This is a genomic window from Acinetobacter tandoii (assembly GCF_008867985.1).
GTDB lineage: Bacteria > Pseudomonadota > Gammaproteobacteria > Pseudomonadales > Moraxellaceae > Acinetobacter > Acinetobacter tandoii.
In genome coordinates, this window is the sequence record NZ_VXLD01000001.1 from 533,541 (window position 1) to 547,974 (window position 14,434).

At 39.2% G+C, this 14,434-nt stretch carries 15 protein-coding genes; 9 read left to right on the plus strand and 6 right to left on the minus strand.

What is annotated here, in order from left to right; translation table 11 throughout:
* The 4 genes from F4W09_RS02665 (at position 1) to F4W09_RS02680 (ending at position 4,418) form a co-directional block, all read left to right on the plus strand.
* A complete protein-coding gene (locus F4W09_RS02665) occupies positions 1 to 1,236 on the plus strand; it encodes a dihydroorotase (RefSeq protein WP_151503932.1) in 1,236 nt (411 codons plus the stop codon).
* 157 nt (positions 1,237 to 1,393) lie between these two features.
* On the plus strand, positions 1,394 to 2,854 hold the full coding sequence (locus F4W09_RS02670) for an OmpA family protein (RefSeq protein ID WP_151503933.1): 1,461 nt from the start codon (positions 1,394 to 1,396) through the stop codon (positions 2,852 to 2,854).
* A 187-nt stretch (positions 2,855 to 3,041) separates the two neighbouring features.
* Complete coding sequence (locus F4W09_RS02675; RefSeq protein WP_151503934.1) at positions 3,042 to 3,743, plus strand: VIT1/CCC1 transporter family protein; 702 nt, start codon at positions 3,042 to 3,044, stop codon at positions 3,741 to 3,743.
* A gap of 450 nt (positions 3,744 to 4,193) precedes the next feature.
* Positions 4,194 to 4,418: a hypothetical protein gene (locus tag F4W09_RS02680; protein ID WP_016166554.1), complete on the plus strand. Its 225-nt coding sequence runs from the start codon at positions 4,194 to 4,196 to the stop codon at positions 4,416 to 4,418.
* A 108-nt stretch (positions 4,419 to 4,526) separates the two neighbouring features.
* Here F4W09_RS02680 and bioB read toward each other — a convergent pair whose 3' ends face one another.
* Together bioB and queG are read right to left on the minus strand one after the other, a co-directional pair.
* Positions 4,527 to 5,516, minus strand: a complete 990-nt coding sequence (gene bioB, locus F4W09_RS02685; protein WP_151503935.1) for a biotin synthase BioB — start codon at positions 5,514 to 5,516, stop codon at positions 4,527 to 4,529.
* A gap of 299 nt (positions 5,517 to 5,815) precedes the next feature.
* The gene (gene queG, locus F4W09_RS02690; protein ID WP_151503936.1) at positions 5,816 to 6,916 is read right to left on the minus strand and encodes a tRNA epoxyqueuosine(34) reductase QueG; all 1,101 of its coding nucleotides are present in this window, start codon (positions 6,914 to 6,916) and stop codon (positions 5,816 to 5,818) included.
* A 21-nt stretch (positions 6,917 to 6,937) separates the two neighbouring features.
* Here queG and F4W09_RS02695 point away from each other — a divergent pair, with 21 nt between their 5' ends.
* The gene (locus tag F4W09_RS02695) at positions 6,938 to 8,428 is read left to right on the plus strand and encodes an NAD(P)H-hydrate dehydratase (RefSeq protein ID WP_151503937.1); all 1,491 of its coding nucleotides are present in this window, start codon (positions 6,938 to 6,940) and stop codon (positions 8,426 to 8,428) included.
* Between the two features lies 1 nt (position 8,429).
* Positions 8,430 to 8,708, plus strand: coding sequence for an acylphosphatase (locus tag F4W09_RS02700; RefSeq protein ID WP_151503938.1), 279 nt, complete (start codon positions 8,430 to 8,432; stop codon positions 8,706 to 8,708).
* A 17-nt stretch (positions 8,709 to 8,725) separates the two neighbouring features.
* On the opposite strand, the gene ruvC is transcribed toward F4W09_RS02700, so the two are convergent.
* The gene (gene ruvC / locus F4W09_RS02705) at positions 8,726 to 9,271 is read right to left on the minus strand and encodes a crossover junction endodeoxyribonuclease RuvC (RefSeq protein WP_016166549.1); all 546 of its coding nucleotides are present in this window, start codon (positions 9,269 to 9,271) and stop codon (positions 8,726 to 8,728) included.
* A gap of 236 nt (positions 9,272 to 9,507) precedes the next feature.
* The gene (locus tag F4W09_RS02710) at positions 9,508 to 11,601 is read right to left on the minus strand and encodes a TonB-dependent siderophore receptor (protein ID WP_151503939.1); all 2,094 of its coding nucleotides are present in this window, start codon (positions 11,599 to 11,601) and stop codon (positions 9,508 to 9,510) included.
* Positions 11,602 to 11,957: 356 nt separating this feature from the next.
* Here F4W09_RS02710 and F4W09_RS02715 point away from each other — a divergent pair, with 356 nt between their 5' ends.
* Together F4W09_RS02715 and F4W09_RS02720 are read left to right on the plus strand one after the other, a co-directional pair.
* Entirely contained in the window at positions 11,958 to 12,536 is a 579-nt protein-coding gene (locus F4W09_RS02715) for an FxsA family protein (RefSeq protein ID WP_016166547.1), read from the plus strand.
* Between the two features lie 140 nt (positions 12,537 to 12,676).
* Positions 12,677 to 13,309 (plus strand): LysE family transporter, encoded by a 633-nt coding sequence (locus F4W09_RS02720; protein WP_016166546.1) that lies wholly within the window; start codon positions 12,677 to 12,679, stop codon positions 13,307 to 13,309.
* On the opposite strand, the gene F4W09_RS02725 is transcribed toward F4W09_RS02720, so the two are convergent.
* Positions 13,293 to 13,484: a hypothetical protein gene (locus tag F4W09_RS02725; protein WP_151503940.1), complete on the minus strand. Its 192-nt coding sequence runs from the start codon at positions 13,482 to 13,484 to the stop codon at positions 13,293 to 13,295. The genes F4W09_RS02720 and F4W09_RS02725 overlap by 17 nt on opposite strands.
* Positions 13,485 to 13,788: 304 nt before the next feature.
* Between F4W09_RS02725 and F4W09_RS02730 the strand changes: the two genes are divergently transcribed.
* Positions 13,789 to 14,031: an FmdB family zinc ribbon protein gene (locus F4W09_RS02730; protein ID WP_151503941.1), complete on the plus strand. Its 243-nt coding sequence runs from the start codon at positions 13,789 to 13,791 to the stop codon at positions 14,029 to 14,031.
* 20 nt (positions 14,032 to 14,051) lie between these two features.
* Here F4W09_RS02730 and F4W09_RS02735 read toward each other — a convergent pair whose 3' ends face one another.
* A complete protein-coding gene (locus tag F4W09_RS02735; protein WP_151503942.1) occupies positions 14,052 to 14,354 on the minus strand; it encodes a monooxygenase in 303 nt (100 codons plus the stop codon).
* Positions 14,355 to 14,434: the final 80 nt, after the last annotated feature.

The window sequence follows — 14,434 nt, forward strand, 5'->3', positions numbered from 1 at the left end:
ATGAGTATTGTAAAAATTGAAAATGTCCGTGTCTTAGACCCAATTCAGCAAAGCGACTCGGTGCAAACAGTTTATTTAGAACAGGGTAAATTGGTTTCCGCTACAGATGAAGTTGAAGTTACCTTAGATGGTCAAGGCAAATGGTTAATGCCAACCATGGTCGATTTGTGTGCGCGTTTACGTGAGCCAGGTCAGCAGCAGCATGGTACGCTCAAGTCGGAAGGTAAGGCTGCACGTGAGAATGGTATTCTGCATGTGTTTACGCCACCAGATTCAAAGCCAATTGTGCAAGATAATGGTGCTTTGATTCATGGTCTGGTTGAAAAAGCCATGTTAGATGGTGGTATTTACCTTCAGGTGATTGGTGCGCAAACCCAAGGTTTAAAAGGTCAACAACCTGCGAACATGGCAGCTTTGAAAAAAGGTGGTTGTACCGCGGTTTCAAATGCCAATGCACCTTTTGCGAATGATGATGTGGTCATTCGTACATTGGAATATGCAGCAGGTCTTGGTTTAACTGTTGTGTTCTATGCAGAAGAACCACAAATTGCTAAAGATGGTTGTGTACACGAAGGTTTTATTGCCTCACGTCAAGGTTTGCCAATGATTCCAGCTTTGGCTGAAACGGTAGCGATTGCTAAGTATTTACTCATGATTGAAGCAACAGGTGTAAATGCACACTTTAGCTTGCTGTCATGTGGCGCTTCGGTGGAGTTAATCAAGATTGCCAAAGAAAAGGGTTTACCCGTAACCGCTGATGTGGCGATGCATCAACTACACTTAACAGATCGTTTAATTGACGGTTTTAATGCATTGGCACATGTGCGCCCACCATTACGTTCTGATAAAGATCAAGAGCGTTTACGCCAAGGTGTAAAAGATGGTGTAATTGATGCAATTTGTACTCATCATGAACCATTGAGCAGCTCGGCTAAAATGGCACCATTTGCAGAAACTGAACCTGGTTTTACTGCATTTGATACTTATGTTTCCTTAGGTGTGCAATTGGTCAAAGAAGGTTTATTTACGCCTTTAGAATGGGTAGAGAAAGTAACTCTAGCACCTGCCAAAGTTGCGAATATGCAAGAGCGTTGGGAACAAGAAGCGGGATGGGTATTGATTGACCCAGAAATACAGTGGACTTTAACCAAAGAAAGCATTCTTTCACAAGGTAAAAATACCCCATTAATTAATCAGACTTTAACAGGAAAAGTGCTGCAAACTTTTCATGCCTAATTTTTGAGTGTTATAAAAAGCCAGCAATCGCTGGCTTTTTTATGCCTAAAAATTTGAGATAGATCAAAGGGTGTAGAAAATACAATAATTTACACTGTATAAAAATTGAACATATAAACTAACTTAATAAAACAACAAAAGAATAAGAGGGCAGGAAATGCTGACCAATATCATTGAATTACTACAGCAACAAGTCACACCTATAGTTCTGCAATCTGAGACAGAGCATTTGCTGGAAAAGAAACATGCTCTAGATAATTTTTATCCCATTTTACTCAGTTTATTAAAAGAAAAACCAGATTATATTACCGAGTTACAGAACCATCTTAATCCCAGATTGAGTGATCTTTTTAAGACACATCAATCGCTCAAAGAAAAATTTATTGAAGCGATTGGTGCGACAGCACCGCCATCTGAAATTGAAGAAACATTGAATCATGCGATTGCACCGACTTTGGGGGTTTTAGAGACACAGGCGGGTTCAAGTGACCAGCATGCCATAGAGCATTTTTTACTTAATCACAATACGGACATTGCAGTAGCTTTACCTTTGTGGGCTAAACCACTACTTGCCGCACTAGGTGTGAATACACTAGTTGGTCAAACTTTAAATCAAAGTCCAAGTAACGCTTCATATATTGGTGCAAAGAGGCAAAACCGTTGGTGGATACCTGTTTTATTTATTGTCGCATTGGGGTTGATCTGTGCTTTACTTTTTAAAATGTGCAGCCGAGTTGAACAGCCTACGACTGTGGCAGACAGTTCAAATGTTCCCAGTCAACCAGCAAAATTTCAGTTAACCACTGGACAAGAAGGAATGTTGATGACATGTCAGATCTTCACATCAAATAAGTCGTATATTGATATTTTACAAGCAGAAGTGAAACAGATATTTGCACATCCCGTTGGATGTGGTGTTGATGACAACAATCAATTACACGAAAACTTTATCGATCAGGATGCAATACCTAGTGTCTTGAAAATCATCAAAGGAACGCCAAATGTATCAATTACTTGGTTGGGTGATCAATTGTCGATTCAAACCGAAAGTAATACAACCGCAACAGAGCTAGCCCAAAAAATTCGACCATTAGTGAAAAATATGCAAATAGTGACGCAGCAACCTATAGATGTAAACCAAGTGGTTGGCAGTAGTGTGAGCGATGCTGAAAAAGCATTGGCGAGTTTAAATCCAGAGCATATACGTGCCTTAGACGTGGCGACGGCACTGAATTTACAAATCATCAATTTTGAACCTTATTCAAGTGAAATTCCTGAAATTAATAAATCGATTTTAGATCAAGCGGCTGCATTAATTCGGCGTGCACCGCAAGTTAATCTGGTGATAGAAGGGCATACGGATAACGTAGGTACGGCACAAGACAATAAAGAGCTGTCAGTGAAACGTGCTCAAGCGGTTATGAATTATTTAATTAAACAAGGTGTTGATCCTGCAAAATTGCAAGCTGTGGGCATGGGTGCTGAAAAACCTATTGCAGACAATAGTACGCCAGAGGGACAGTTTAAGAATCGTAGAATTGAATTTACTGTGCTCAATACTGAAACAGGTAAAGCACGTCAAGTGAACGAGCAAGGTATAAACACTGAAGGTTATTAAGACTAGAATCTAATAGGGACAGAGCATATCTTATTCATGGTTATGCTCTTAACTTTGTATATGGTGCTGCTTAGAAAAAATATAGAAAAGTTTTGTAAATCCAATGCTTTGGTTAAGCGAATATTAAGAATATTGGTCTAAAATAAGGATTTATGCAGTATCAATAAAAATCAAGACGAGAGCATTGATGAGAAGATCTATACATCTAGAGAAGCATAATTTAGAAAAAACGGGTTGGTTACGTGCGGCAGTTTTGGGGGCGAATGATGGCATAATTTCAGTCACCAGTCTGGTAATTGGTATTGTGGCAAGTGGTGCAGGGCAACAAACCATTCTGATTACTTGCTTAGCAGGATTGATTTCGGGTGCCATCTCCATGGCTGCGGGGGAGTATATTTCGGTTAAGTCGCAAGCTGATATTGAAGAAGCTGATCTAGCATTAGAGAAACGTGAATTAGAAAATAATCCAGAACAAGAATTAAGAGAATTAACCCAAATTTATATTCATCGTGGTTTAGATGAAAAGTTAGCACATGAGGTGGCAATTCAGTTAACAGCCCATGATTCTTTGGGAGCACATGCCCGCGATGAAATTGGCATTGTTGAAATGACTGCAGCAAAACCAGTGCAAGCCGCTTTGTCTTCGGCTTTATCATTTTCGGTTGGGGCAGCCATTCCGTTGTTGGCTGTGCTTATCGCACCACAACATTATTTAGCCAGTGCGATTGTGATTGTTTCTATTTTTGCTTTAGTCGGTTTGGGTGCATTAGCAAGCTATACTGCAGGATCATCCATTTGGAAAGGGGCTTTAAGAGTGCTGTTTTGGGGATGCTTCGCCATGCTCATTACCAGTGCCATTGGGTCATTGTTTAATGTAAACGTCACATAACGAATAAAGTCTATAATATGAGTTTACTTTCCGACGAAATGCAATTCAAGCTTGAGTAAATTATTTGCCATTCGATAAAAATATGATAATTATAATGCAATGTATCTAATCATCTTGATACATCGATGTTTCAGGACCGAAACAAGCGCGAGACAGAAAAAATTAAACAAGGAGTTTAAAATGTTTCAATTACTCAGAAAGTTACTTTGTTTCCACATTTATGAATATGAACAAATGCAGGAAATAGGTGAGCATCTGGAATGTAGAAAATGTGGTGAGAACAAAACCTCCTAGTCTTGGAATTGTTCTAACTAAATCCGAAGTGAGTTAATCATTTCGGATTTTGTACATTTGGCATTAGTCAAATTGATCTGTTCCTTTTTCATCAAATTTATTCTCTCATCCCTTAAAGCCATTACAATGTTTTCATCTTGTATTAATCAATTCACTATGTCTAAAGATTTTCAAAAACAAACGTATATTGTAGATGACCAACTTGCGGATACACTGACATGGTTGTGCCATCATCAAGACTGTTATGAACGTTTCGAATATGATGCAGTAGCCGAACAGTTAACGGTTTTCCACGCCAACGGTGCCGATATTATTCGAAAAGGGGATTATCTCACTGCGCAATACGGCATTTTGATTACTGCGCATAATTTTGCAGGTTAAGCTGCTGATCATTGATTCAGTGAATATAAAAATCTTAAATCAAATTCAAATAAAAAAGCCAATTCATAGAACTGGCTTTTTTATTGAGCTTAAGAACTAGAAGTTCTATTAGCCTGCCATAGCATCTACTGAAAGTTCAGAAACAGTTGGTTTTGCTTTTTCAGCAACTAAGCCTAATTTATTAAATAACTGCTTGTCGCGACCTTCACCTGCATTTGGTGTAGTCAGTAATTTTTCACCAGAGAACAGTGAGTTTGCACCAGCCATAAATGCCAATGCTTGGTCTGAATCAGACAAAGATTCACGACCTGCAGAAAGACGAATATAGCTTTTTGGCATAATGATACGTGCAACAGCAATGGTACGAATCCATTCAGTCACATCGAGCTTTTCTACATCCGCTAATGGTGTGCCTTCAATTGGAACAAGCATGTTGATTGGCACTGATTCTGGCTGAATAGGTAATGTTGCGAGTTCAAGTAATAGCCCAATACGATCGGCAGTGTCTTCACCCAAACCCACAATACCGCCGCTACACACTTTCATGCCTGCACCACGTACATATTCAAGCGTATTTAAACGATCATCGAAAGTACGGGTACTGATGATATTTGAATAATACTCACGCGAAGTATCAAGGTTGTGGTTATAGTAATCTAAACCTGCATCTTTTAAGCGTTCAGCCTGAGACTGGTTTAACATGCCTAAGGTCATGCAAGTTTCCAAACCTAAAGCTTTTACTTCACGAACCATCTCAAGCACATAAGGCATATCACGCTCATGCGGGTTACGCCATGCAGCACCCATACAGAAGCGAGAAGAACCAGACGCTAATGCTTCTTTAGCTTCGCTAATAACTTTTTCTACAGCAATACGCTTTTCTGCTTCTAGTTTTGAATCATAACGTGCAGATTGAGAGCAGTATTTGCAATCTTCAGGGCATTTGCCTGTTTTAATTGATAATAAAGTGCTGACTTGAATGGTATTGGCATCGAAATGCTCACGATGAACTTTCTGAGCTTGGAAAACCAAGTCTAAAAAAGGTTGTTCGTATAAAGCTTGAATTTCTTCACGCGTCCAATCATTACGTACAGTCATTCTAGGAAGTCCATCATCTGTATTCTTTATTGGCTTTTATCATACAGATTTCGTGCCAAAACCAAAGGCAAAAAAAACCAAAACTTATAGTATCTGACGATTAAAATATGGCGATGTAATGAATGATTAGATAGAAGATTTAGTCACAAAGTCGGCTATTTTTACTGAGTATTCCATGCAAAGTTTTTGTTTGATCCAATAAATTTTGTGCCAAACACGTAACTATCCTTTTTATAAAACAATAACTTTGCAAAGAACTGTAAATATAACAGTTTTATGTTGACGGCAGATTCATGATTTTAAACTGATTGTGATTTAATCAATTGTTCCTGAATGGCCCAATCAATATGGACTTGCACAATATCATCATGCAAGTGACGAGTTTCGTGCAAAGTTTGTAGAATTAAGCTAGAAAATGGTGCATTTCCCAAACCAATTGCAATATTACGCATAAAACTTTGATAGCCTGTGCGCCGTATTGGGCTGCCTTCGGTATTGCTTAAAAAAGTTGCTTCATCCCAGTGCCATAAATCTAATAAAGTGACCCGATCTAGATCATGGCGTGGATTAAAATCTTCAATACTGGCTTTTTGCGCAAAACTGTTCCAAGGGCAAATGAGCTGACAGTCATCGCAGCCAAAAACCCGATTGCCGATTCCCCGCCGGAGTTCTTCTGGAATAATGCCTTTGTATTCAATGGTCAAATAAGCAATACATTTACGTGCATCAAGCATATAGGGTTCTACAATGGCTTGTGTCGGGCATATATCAATACAAGCAGTACAGGAGCCACAATGTTTTGTGGTTGGACCATCAAAAGGTAAATCAAGAGAAGTAAACAATTCCCCTAAAACAAAAAATGAACCTGATTTTTTATGAATGAGTAAAGTGTGTTTGCCTGTCCAACCCATCCCTGCATTTTCTGCCAAAGACTTTTCAAAAATGGGTGCGGAATCTGCAAAAGGACGAGATTCGAAATCACCCACACGTTCTCGAATACGAGTTGCTAATGTTTTTAAACGGCCACGCATAATCTTATGATAATCCCGCCCACGTGCATAACGCGCAATAATGGCGGCATTCGGTTCATTGGGAACGTAACGTGGTTTGGGGGTTTCGACCAAATAGTTCATCCGAACACAAATAATGCTACGTGTGCCTGGAACCAGTAGGGTGGGGTCAGCACGCTTGTCCAAATTTTCTTCAAGATAAGTCATATCTGCATGATAACCACGTTTTAAATATTCTTTAAAACGTTCTAATTCTGCTTGAGCATCTGGTTTGGCAATGACACAATCAGCAAAACCCAAGTCTAAAGCCTGCGTTTTGATCCATGTTTTTAGCTCTTGAAGATCAAGCTGTTGCAGTGAGATGTTTGAGGAAGAAGAGGTCGAAGCCATAAACCAATAATAGGGGAAATCATGCAACGTTCAGTTTACCATAGCAGCGAAATTCAAGCATGGGAGCAACGTTGGTTTGCTCAGCAAAATTCATCATTAGGTTTAATGCAGCAAGCCGCTTGGACAATTGTGCAACAGTTATTTCCACAATTTGAACAAAAGCAGATTAAAAAAATAGCGGTGTGGTGTGGGCAAGGCAATAATGCTGGGGATGGTTATTTTATTGCAGGCTACTTAAAACAGGCTGGTTTTCAAGTCACTGCATTAACTACTGAACGTGGACCATCACCAGACTTACATCAGGCATATTTATTTGCCCAGTCGCAGAATGTATCTTTTGTTGAGATCGAAACAGGATTTTCAGGGTCTAAGTCACCACAACAATTAGAATATTTTGAATGTCATGTAGATGCTTTATTTGGAATAGGACTGAACCGTGAGTTGAGTCAAGATTGGCAAAGGATTATTCACTTATTCAATGTACAAACTGGATTAAAAATAGCCGTTGATATTCCGAGTGGCTTGCAGGCGAATACAGGTCAGGCTTTACCTTGTGCCATTCAAGCCGACCAAACCTTTACTTTACTGGGTTATAAAGCAGGCTTATTTACAGGGCAAGGTAAAGAGTTTGTAGGAAAATTACATTTACTCAGCCTTATTCCACCTGATGAGAAACTACATCCAATTGCTCAGTTATCGCCTAAGAATCTTACATTACCGCAACGGCAAGCCTTCGGACATAAAGGTAGTTATGGTCACGTACTTGTGGTGGGTGGTCATGCGGATATGGGTGGAGCAGTCATCATGGCGGCAGAAGCTGCTTTTCATACGGGGGCTGGAAAAGTCAGTGTGGTCTGTCATGCCAAGCACCACTCATCAATTTTGGCGCGTGCTCCGAATATGATGCTACGTGATATTAATGCTTTGAATTCTGAGGCAATTCAACAGTTATTAAGCCATGTCGATGCTGTTTGTTTTGGTATGGGGTTGGGGCGTGATGATTGGGCTGAGCAGATTTTTCAGCAATGGTTCGAACTACTCAATCAAAGTACACATTTAGAAGTGGTGTTGGATGCGGATGGACTTTGGTTTTTAGCGAAAGAAAAGCAAAAGTTGAATGATCATATCTATGCAACACCACATTCAGGCGAAGCTGCGACCTTATTGGATTGTACGGTTAAAGAGATTGAACAAGACCGTATTGCCGCGATTCATCAATTACGCGAGACCTTTGCTGGACAGTGGGTGTTGAAAGGTTCGGGTAGTTTGATTTTGGAGGATAAATTGTATATTTGTACTCAAGGTAATGCGGGTATGGGAACTGGCGGCATGGGAGATGTGCTCGCAGGTATGGTGGCGAGTTTAAAAGCTCAATTTCATGATCAAATTGCCTTACATCAAATTGTCAGTTTACATGCTCAAGCTGGTGATGTATTGGCTGAATCGGGGATGCGTGGTTTACAGGCACATGATATGGGACGAGCAATTTATTCTGTTGTGAATGGAGGTTAAAATGCAAAAAGCATTTCGGCTCATCATTTCAGGACGGGTTCAGGGCGTTGGCTATCGTCGATGGTTTTATCAGCAGGCTCAAGCTTTAGCATTACAAGGTTATGTCAAAAATTTAGCTACAGGGGAAGTAGAGGCTTTGGTGATCACTGATGCAGAAAATCTACCTCATCTGATCGAACTGGCTTATTTAGGACCATCTCATGCAAAAGTGCAGCAGGTGAGAAGTTGTGAAGTATCACAAGCTCTCGACGTGACTGACTTTCAGATTATCCGTGAATAAACAAAATTATCGAATAATTAACGACGTCGGCTACTTGAGCGACTTCGCCCACGAGCCATGCCGCCTAAAGCATTGAGTACAGCCAATTTACTCATACTGCCCGAGGCATGCGCATGACAGATGGCAGCAGCCAGTGCATCGGCTGCATCCGCTTGTGGAGTCACACTTAAATTCAGAAGTTTTACCACCATCATTTGAACTTGTTCTTTATCCGCAGCGCCATAGCCAACTACAGACTGTTTAATTTGACGGGCAGTATATTCAGCAACTTGCAAATCCAGATTTACAAGCGCAGCAATTGCTGCGCCACGAGCTTGTCCTAATTTTAGTGCCGAATCAGGGTTTTGAGCCATAAATACTTGTTCAACTGCTGCCTCAGTCGGACCGTGAAATTTCACAATCCGTTCAACACCTGCAAAAATACGTTTTAGGCGTTCTGGCATGTCTTGGCTTTCGGTACGGATGGTGCCCGCATCGACAAAGCGTAATTTTTGACCGTCTTTTTCTATAATTCCATAGCCTGTAAGGCGTGAACCTGGGTCAATCCCAATAATTAATGACATAGTAAAAAACTTGGTAAGATTTGAAAAAATGATGCAGAGATTGCAATCGATCTGTGAAGTATATGATTTTATAGATATGAAAGAACAGTTATTTCGCTTTAACTAAGGTGTTGTTGAGCGATCTGGCTAAATTTTCACAGGCCTATTTGTTGGTGATGATTTTGAGTGGTCGTAAAGAGCGTGATCACCAAAAGTAAAACCCGAAAATTTTACAATTAACGGGTTATAAAAGCGGGTTAAAATTTCCACTGTAATGTAAGCGATGCATTTAGTGGATCGCCGGGTTGAATCCAAAGCTCGCTATAACTTGCAACATAATAGGTTTCGTCCAATAAATTATTGATATTGAATTGATAACGGAGTTGCTCTGATGGCGCATAATAGGCGTGTAAATTGACTAAAGTGTATTCTGGTAGCGTAAATCCATTATCACTGCTATGCCCACTACGGTCTCCGACATAAATCGCAGTTGCACCGATGCCCATTTTACTGGCGTTTGCCAGTGACCATTCGTAATTTCCATTGATTGAGCCACTGTGTTTTGGCACATTACTCAATCTGGAACCTTTTATAAGGGTTTGGTCTTTTTCAACTTTTGCATCGGTATAGCTATAATTGGCACGTACAGAGAGTTGATCATTAAGCTGCATTTCTAAATCAAGTTCAATGCCTTGACTAGAGACTTCACCTGCCGCAACTTGATAATTAGCGTCTGTAGGGTCGGTGGTTAAGACATTTTCTTTTTTCATTTTAAATAAGGCGAGACTAAGCAGGCTCTGAGGGTTGATCTGGTATTTGCTCCCAAGCTCGTAACTTATACCTTTTTCTGGGCTAAAAACTTGGTTATGACGGTCTATACCACTGTTCAGTGCGAAAGAGTGTCCATAATTTGCATACCAAGACCAATTATCATTTAGCCGATAATTTACCCCTAATCGTGGGCTGGTTTGTTGTAGGTCTCTTTTACTCGAGCTATCAATTAGTTTATTTTGAAAATCTTGCGTGATATGGTCAAAACGTGCGCCAAGTAGGACGCTCCATTGATCATTTAGAAAAACTTGATCTTGAAGATTCAGGGCAAAATAGCTCTGTTGTTCTTCGGTATTAATGAACAACGGAAGTTCAGGAAGATATTGTCCATATACGGGGTTATAGATATCGATCGTATTGGGGACACTCGTGCTGTGATTACGTCGCAATTGAAGTTGGCGATAATTCAGATGGCCAATTTCACCGCTAACTAGAACTTCGTGTCTGGCCCAATCTTGTTGAATTACGCCCAGTAATTCCGTTTGAAAAAGTGCATCATCACTTTTATTGTCACGATAACGACGTTGTCGTTCTAGGGTTTGACCATCGCTTTGAATTTTACGCGGCTCACTAGAAAAACCTCTTAATTGAGCATCTTTAAAGCTCAAGGCATTATTGATTTTCCAAGCATCATTATATTGATGTGAGAGACGAAGCTGGTAAAAATTGTCCTTTTGAAGATGCTGACCATCATTGGGTTCGCCTGAAAAGGTTTCTGGTTGCATGACAAATTGTTTTTGATAACTGCTGATTCCACGGTCGAAAGTTCCCCTTTGTTGCGTAAACTCGCTATCAAAATCGAATTGAGTTTGATCAGAGATTTTCCAAGTCAATTGAGGTGAAAAAAACAAACGTTCACTGGATACATGGTCACGGAAACTTTGATTATCTTCATGTGCAATCGCAAATCGATAAGCAATATCGTTATTGATAGGAGCTGTATGCTCAAAGCTCGCTCGATATTTTTCTAGGCTATTGGCACGTAGGTTAATTTCACTTTGGGGTTCCCATTTCGGCTGCTTAGTATTGATATTCAAAAGTCCACCTGTTTCACCACGACCATAGAGTGCTGCCGTAGGACCCTTTAAAAAGTCAAGTGATTCGATATTGACCATATCCCGCGGGGCGCTGAGTCCACGATTGACGCTAAGCCCATTTCTAATGATTTGAGCCCCAATATTGGGGTCGGTATTAAAACCCCGAAATGAATAGTTGTCCCAAAAGCCACCTCCATAGTTGGTTTGATGATAGACACCACTGACCTGAGCCAGAGCATCGTCTATACGTTGTACATCTTGTTGCTGAATAAAGTCTTTGGACAGTAGGCTGCGACTAAAAGGGATATCGAGAATATCATGTGAAAATTTAGTTAATGCTGTGGTTTGCTTTGAACTTTCTGTTAACGTTTCGGCTTGTAATTGTATGGTTTTAAGGACTTCTGGTGTACTTTCAGCCCAACAGAATGGAGTAAAGAGAGATAAGCTGAGGCTAGAGTAAAATATGTGAACAGGTTGTTTCATACGTCATAAGAAAGATTAATGTAATGTTATAACATTTTATATTTTTATACATGGAATGCTAGCGTAATTTCTATTTGAAATACAAATAACAAAAATGAGTAATACTCATGATTTCTCAAATTTAATTTTGAACTGATTGAGATACATATAAATTTTAAGTGTGTTTTAACAATCACCTTATAAGAACGACACTAAAATACTCATTGAATTTGAATTGTTTCTACAATTTTTTGACCAAAGACTTTAAAAATAAAAAACTGCCCTTATAGATATTCTTAACCATAGAAAAATGCTGAACAGTGTGACAGTCATTGAACATGGTCATTTTTATTATTTTAGAGATTTGATTAATTTTCATGAAATTATTTCTGATTGTACTTGCTGGCTTAATTCTAGAAGTATTCGTCTGGATCGGCGTGGGTGACCTCGTTGGTAGTATGTGGTACGTGTTTTTCTGGTTTGTGGCTGCCTTCTTTATTGGATTAAATATTATCCGTAAATATTCGGCGGGAATTATGCCGCAGATGCAACAAATGCAATCAGGTCAAGTAAGTTCAGACCCAGCATTTACAGGAAATTTACCTAAAATCTTTGCTGGTTTTCTATTATTGATTCCTGGTTTAGTTAGTGATGTATTTGCAGTGTTACTGCTAATTCCAGCTGTTCAAAAAGCATTACAAGCGGCATTTATGAAAACCATGATGAAACGCCAACAAGCCATGATGAACAAAATGATGGGTGGCATGATGGGCGATATGGGTGGGGCAACAGGCGCTCAAGGGCAGAATCCATTTGCTGATTTAATGCGTCAAATGCAAGATATGCAAAATCAGCAGGGTGGTGGTCAATACCGTGATTCAAGCATTATTGATGGTGAAGCACGTGAAGTAACCCCTGAAGCCAAGAAAATTGAAATGAAAGATGTAAATAAATAATCTAACTGATTATCTATATATCTGAACCGAAGTCCTTCAAAAGTACTTCGGTTTTTTTATCCTTAATACGTGATTAATGCAATAAAAATTTAAACAGGCGTTATAATTCACCCATTGAAAAAAGGTCATTTTATAAAAATATGTCTTTATTACTTACTATCTGTGCTTTACATTTTGTCGCACAATTAACCCCTGGGCCTGATGTTTTATTGATTGCAAAAAGCTCAGCTTCTACAACACGTTTGAATACCTTAAAAATTATTCTAGGGATATCGGCAGGGATTGTCGTTTGGGTGGTGTTAACCTTATTGGGCTTTACCGTATTAGTTGAACAATTCCCTTGGATTCAGCAAATTTTGATGCTCATAGGGGGATTCTTCTTGGCTCGTATGGGTTGGGGAATGCTGAAGGAGGGACTTACTTCTGCACAAACTCCTCAACTTGAAGGGACTTTAACTCTGCCAAATGGTCAGCAAAAGTATTTCTTATTGGGATTATTCACCAATTTGTCTAATCCAAAGACTTTAATCTATTTCAGTAGTGTCTTCTCCTTAGCACTGGGTTCATCTGCAAATGCCAATTTAAAAACTCAATTGGCATTTATTATCCCATTGCAAACGTTTTTGGTATTTAGTTTATTCATGTTCATCATGTCTACGCCAAAAATTAAAGCGTTGTATCAGCGGTCAGGACACTATATTGATATTCTTTCGGGTGCTTTATTTCTAGTGTTTGCGCTATGGCTTTGGTACGACGCTATTCAGATGTTTTAGATTGAGCATTGGTCTCTTGAATCTGTGTGGAAGCCGAGTTTGCAGTTGTGGTATTTTTCGTAGTTTCTGCATAGCTATTGGGTTTGAGTGTGGTTTCGGTATTTTCTGAGCCTTGAAATTTTCGGCTACGGTTTGCACGCTCACGTAGACCACCTTTTTTAATCAATTGTACCATTGCTAAAATCCACACTGAAAAACTGGAGTTGAGCTACTATAGTACTTGAATTATGGAAGGAGTTGAATTTTAAGATACTTAAACTTCCGTACATATTCATCAAGGTCATAATTTTCAGAAAAGAAAAATCAAAACAATAGACTGGTTGTTCATTTATTAATTTTTGAACTTCACAGTCGACTTTTCTTTGTGACTTGGCTTGTGCATTTACAAATACTCACATAACATGAAGAAAGATTACATTGCCATGGACTTGGGAGTGTGAAAATGAATACAACCACTACAGTGAAATAGGAGTATACCTATGCTGTATCAATACCATTGTGCTTGCTGTGATTTAGTGGTCGATTCGGATGTTAAAGAGTGTCCGAATTGTGGCTCACATAACATTCGAAGTCCATTTGGGTTCTGGATTTTTTGTATAGCGACGTGTTTAGCCGTTGTAATTGTGTTTAAAATTGCGCAAGTTTATCTTCATAATCAGGCTGAAGCACCTGTACAGCCAACTTTACTTGAAACATTACATTTAAGTAATGATAAGTCCTGACAAATTCAAGACTTATCCTTTTAAAGTGGGGCATGGTTGATTTTTGAAAGATCTGTATTCACCTGAAAAATTTTGCTGCGAATATTGGTAATGCCGAAGCTTTCTAAACGTGCGCTGTGCATGACTAAATAGCGCTTTGCATTTTCCATCGAATCAAATAGGTAGACTCCACCTGCTTCTTGGGCATCATTATTTTCTGTCCAGATTTTCCAAATAAGCCCAGTTTCCTGATTAATACTTTCTGCAAGTGAAGTAAATGCTTGAGTCATTTCTTCTGCAAAAGGTCCAGTACTGGGAAAATCAATTTGTAATAAAACAGTCATGTGAATAACCCCGAAAATTTATAGTGTTGTACGATTTTATCGCAGTGTTTGGTTTAAAAAAGTGACCGCAAAAAATAAAA

What these genes read in the sequence shown, in the direction of transcription:
- bioB (WP_151503935.1), bottom strand. Translation starts at nt 5,516, where the DNA reads ATGACTGTACGTAATGATTGGACGCGTGAAGAAATTCAAGCTTTATAC.
- F4W09_RS02675 (WP_151503934.1), top strand. Translation starts at nt 3,042, where the DNA reads ATGAGAAGATCTATACATCTAGAGAAGCATAATTTAGAAAAAACGGGT.
- F4W09_RS02735 (WP_151503942.1), bottom strand. Translation starts at nt 14,354, where the DNA reads ATGACTGTTTTATTACAAATTGATTTTCCCAGTACTGGACCTTTTGCA.
- F4W09_RS02730 (WP_151503941.1), top strand. Translation starts at nt 13,789, where the DNA reads ATGCTGTATCAATACCATTGTGCTTGCTGTGATTTAGTGGTCGATTCG.
- F4W09_RS02680 (WP_016166554.1), top strand. Translation starts at nt 4,194, where the DNA reads ATGTCTAAAGATTTTCAAAAACAAACGTATATTGTAGATGACCAACTT.
- ruvC (WP_016166549.1), bottom strand. Translation starts at nt 9,271, where the DNA reads ATGTCATTAATTATTGGGATTGACCCAGGTTCACGCCTTACAGGCTAT.
- F4W09_RS02695 (WP_151503937.1), top strand. Translation starts at nt 6,938, where the DNA reads ATGCAACGTTCAGTTTACCATAGCAGCGAAATTCAAGCATGGGAGCAA.
- F4W09_RS02670 (WP_151503933.1), top strand. Translation starts at nt 1,394, where the DNA reads ATGCTGACCAATATCATTGAATTACTACAGCAACAAGTCACACCTATA.
- F4W09_RS02715 (WP_016166547.1), top strand. Translation starts at nt 11,958, where the DNA reads ATGAAATTATTTCTGATTGTACTTGCTGGCTTAATTCTAGAAGTATTC.
- queG (WP_151503936.1), bottom strand. Translation starts at nt 6,916, where the DNA reads ATGGCTTCGACCTCTTCTTCCTCAAACATCTCACTGCAACAGCTTGAT.
- F4W09_RS02725 (WP_151503940.1), bottom strand. Translation starts at nt 13,484, where the DNA reads ATGGTACAATTGATTAAAAAAGGTGGTCTACGTGAGCGTGCAAACCGT.
- F4W09_RS02700 (WP_151503938.1), top strand. Translation starts at nt 8,430, where the DNA reads ATGCAAAAAGCATTTCGGCTCATCATTTCAGGACGGGTTCAGGGCGTT.
- F4W09_RS02665 (WP_151503932.1), top strand. Translation starts at nt 1, where the DNA reads ATGAGTATTGTAAAAATTGAAAATGTCCGTGTCTTAGACCCAATTCAG.
- F4W09_RS02710 (WP_151503939.1), bottom strand. Translation starts at nt 11,601, where the DNA reads ATGAAACAACCTGTTCACATATTTTACTCTAGCCTCAGCTTATCTCTC.
- F4W09_RS02720 (WP_016166546.1), top strand. Translation starts at nt 12,677, where the DNA reads ATGTCTTTATTACTTACTATCTGTGCTTTACATTTTGTCGCACAATTA.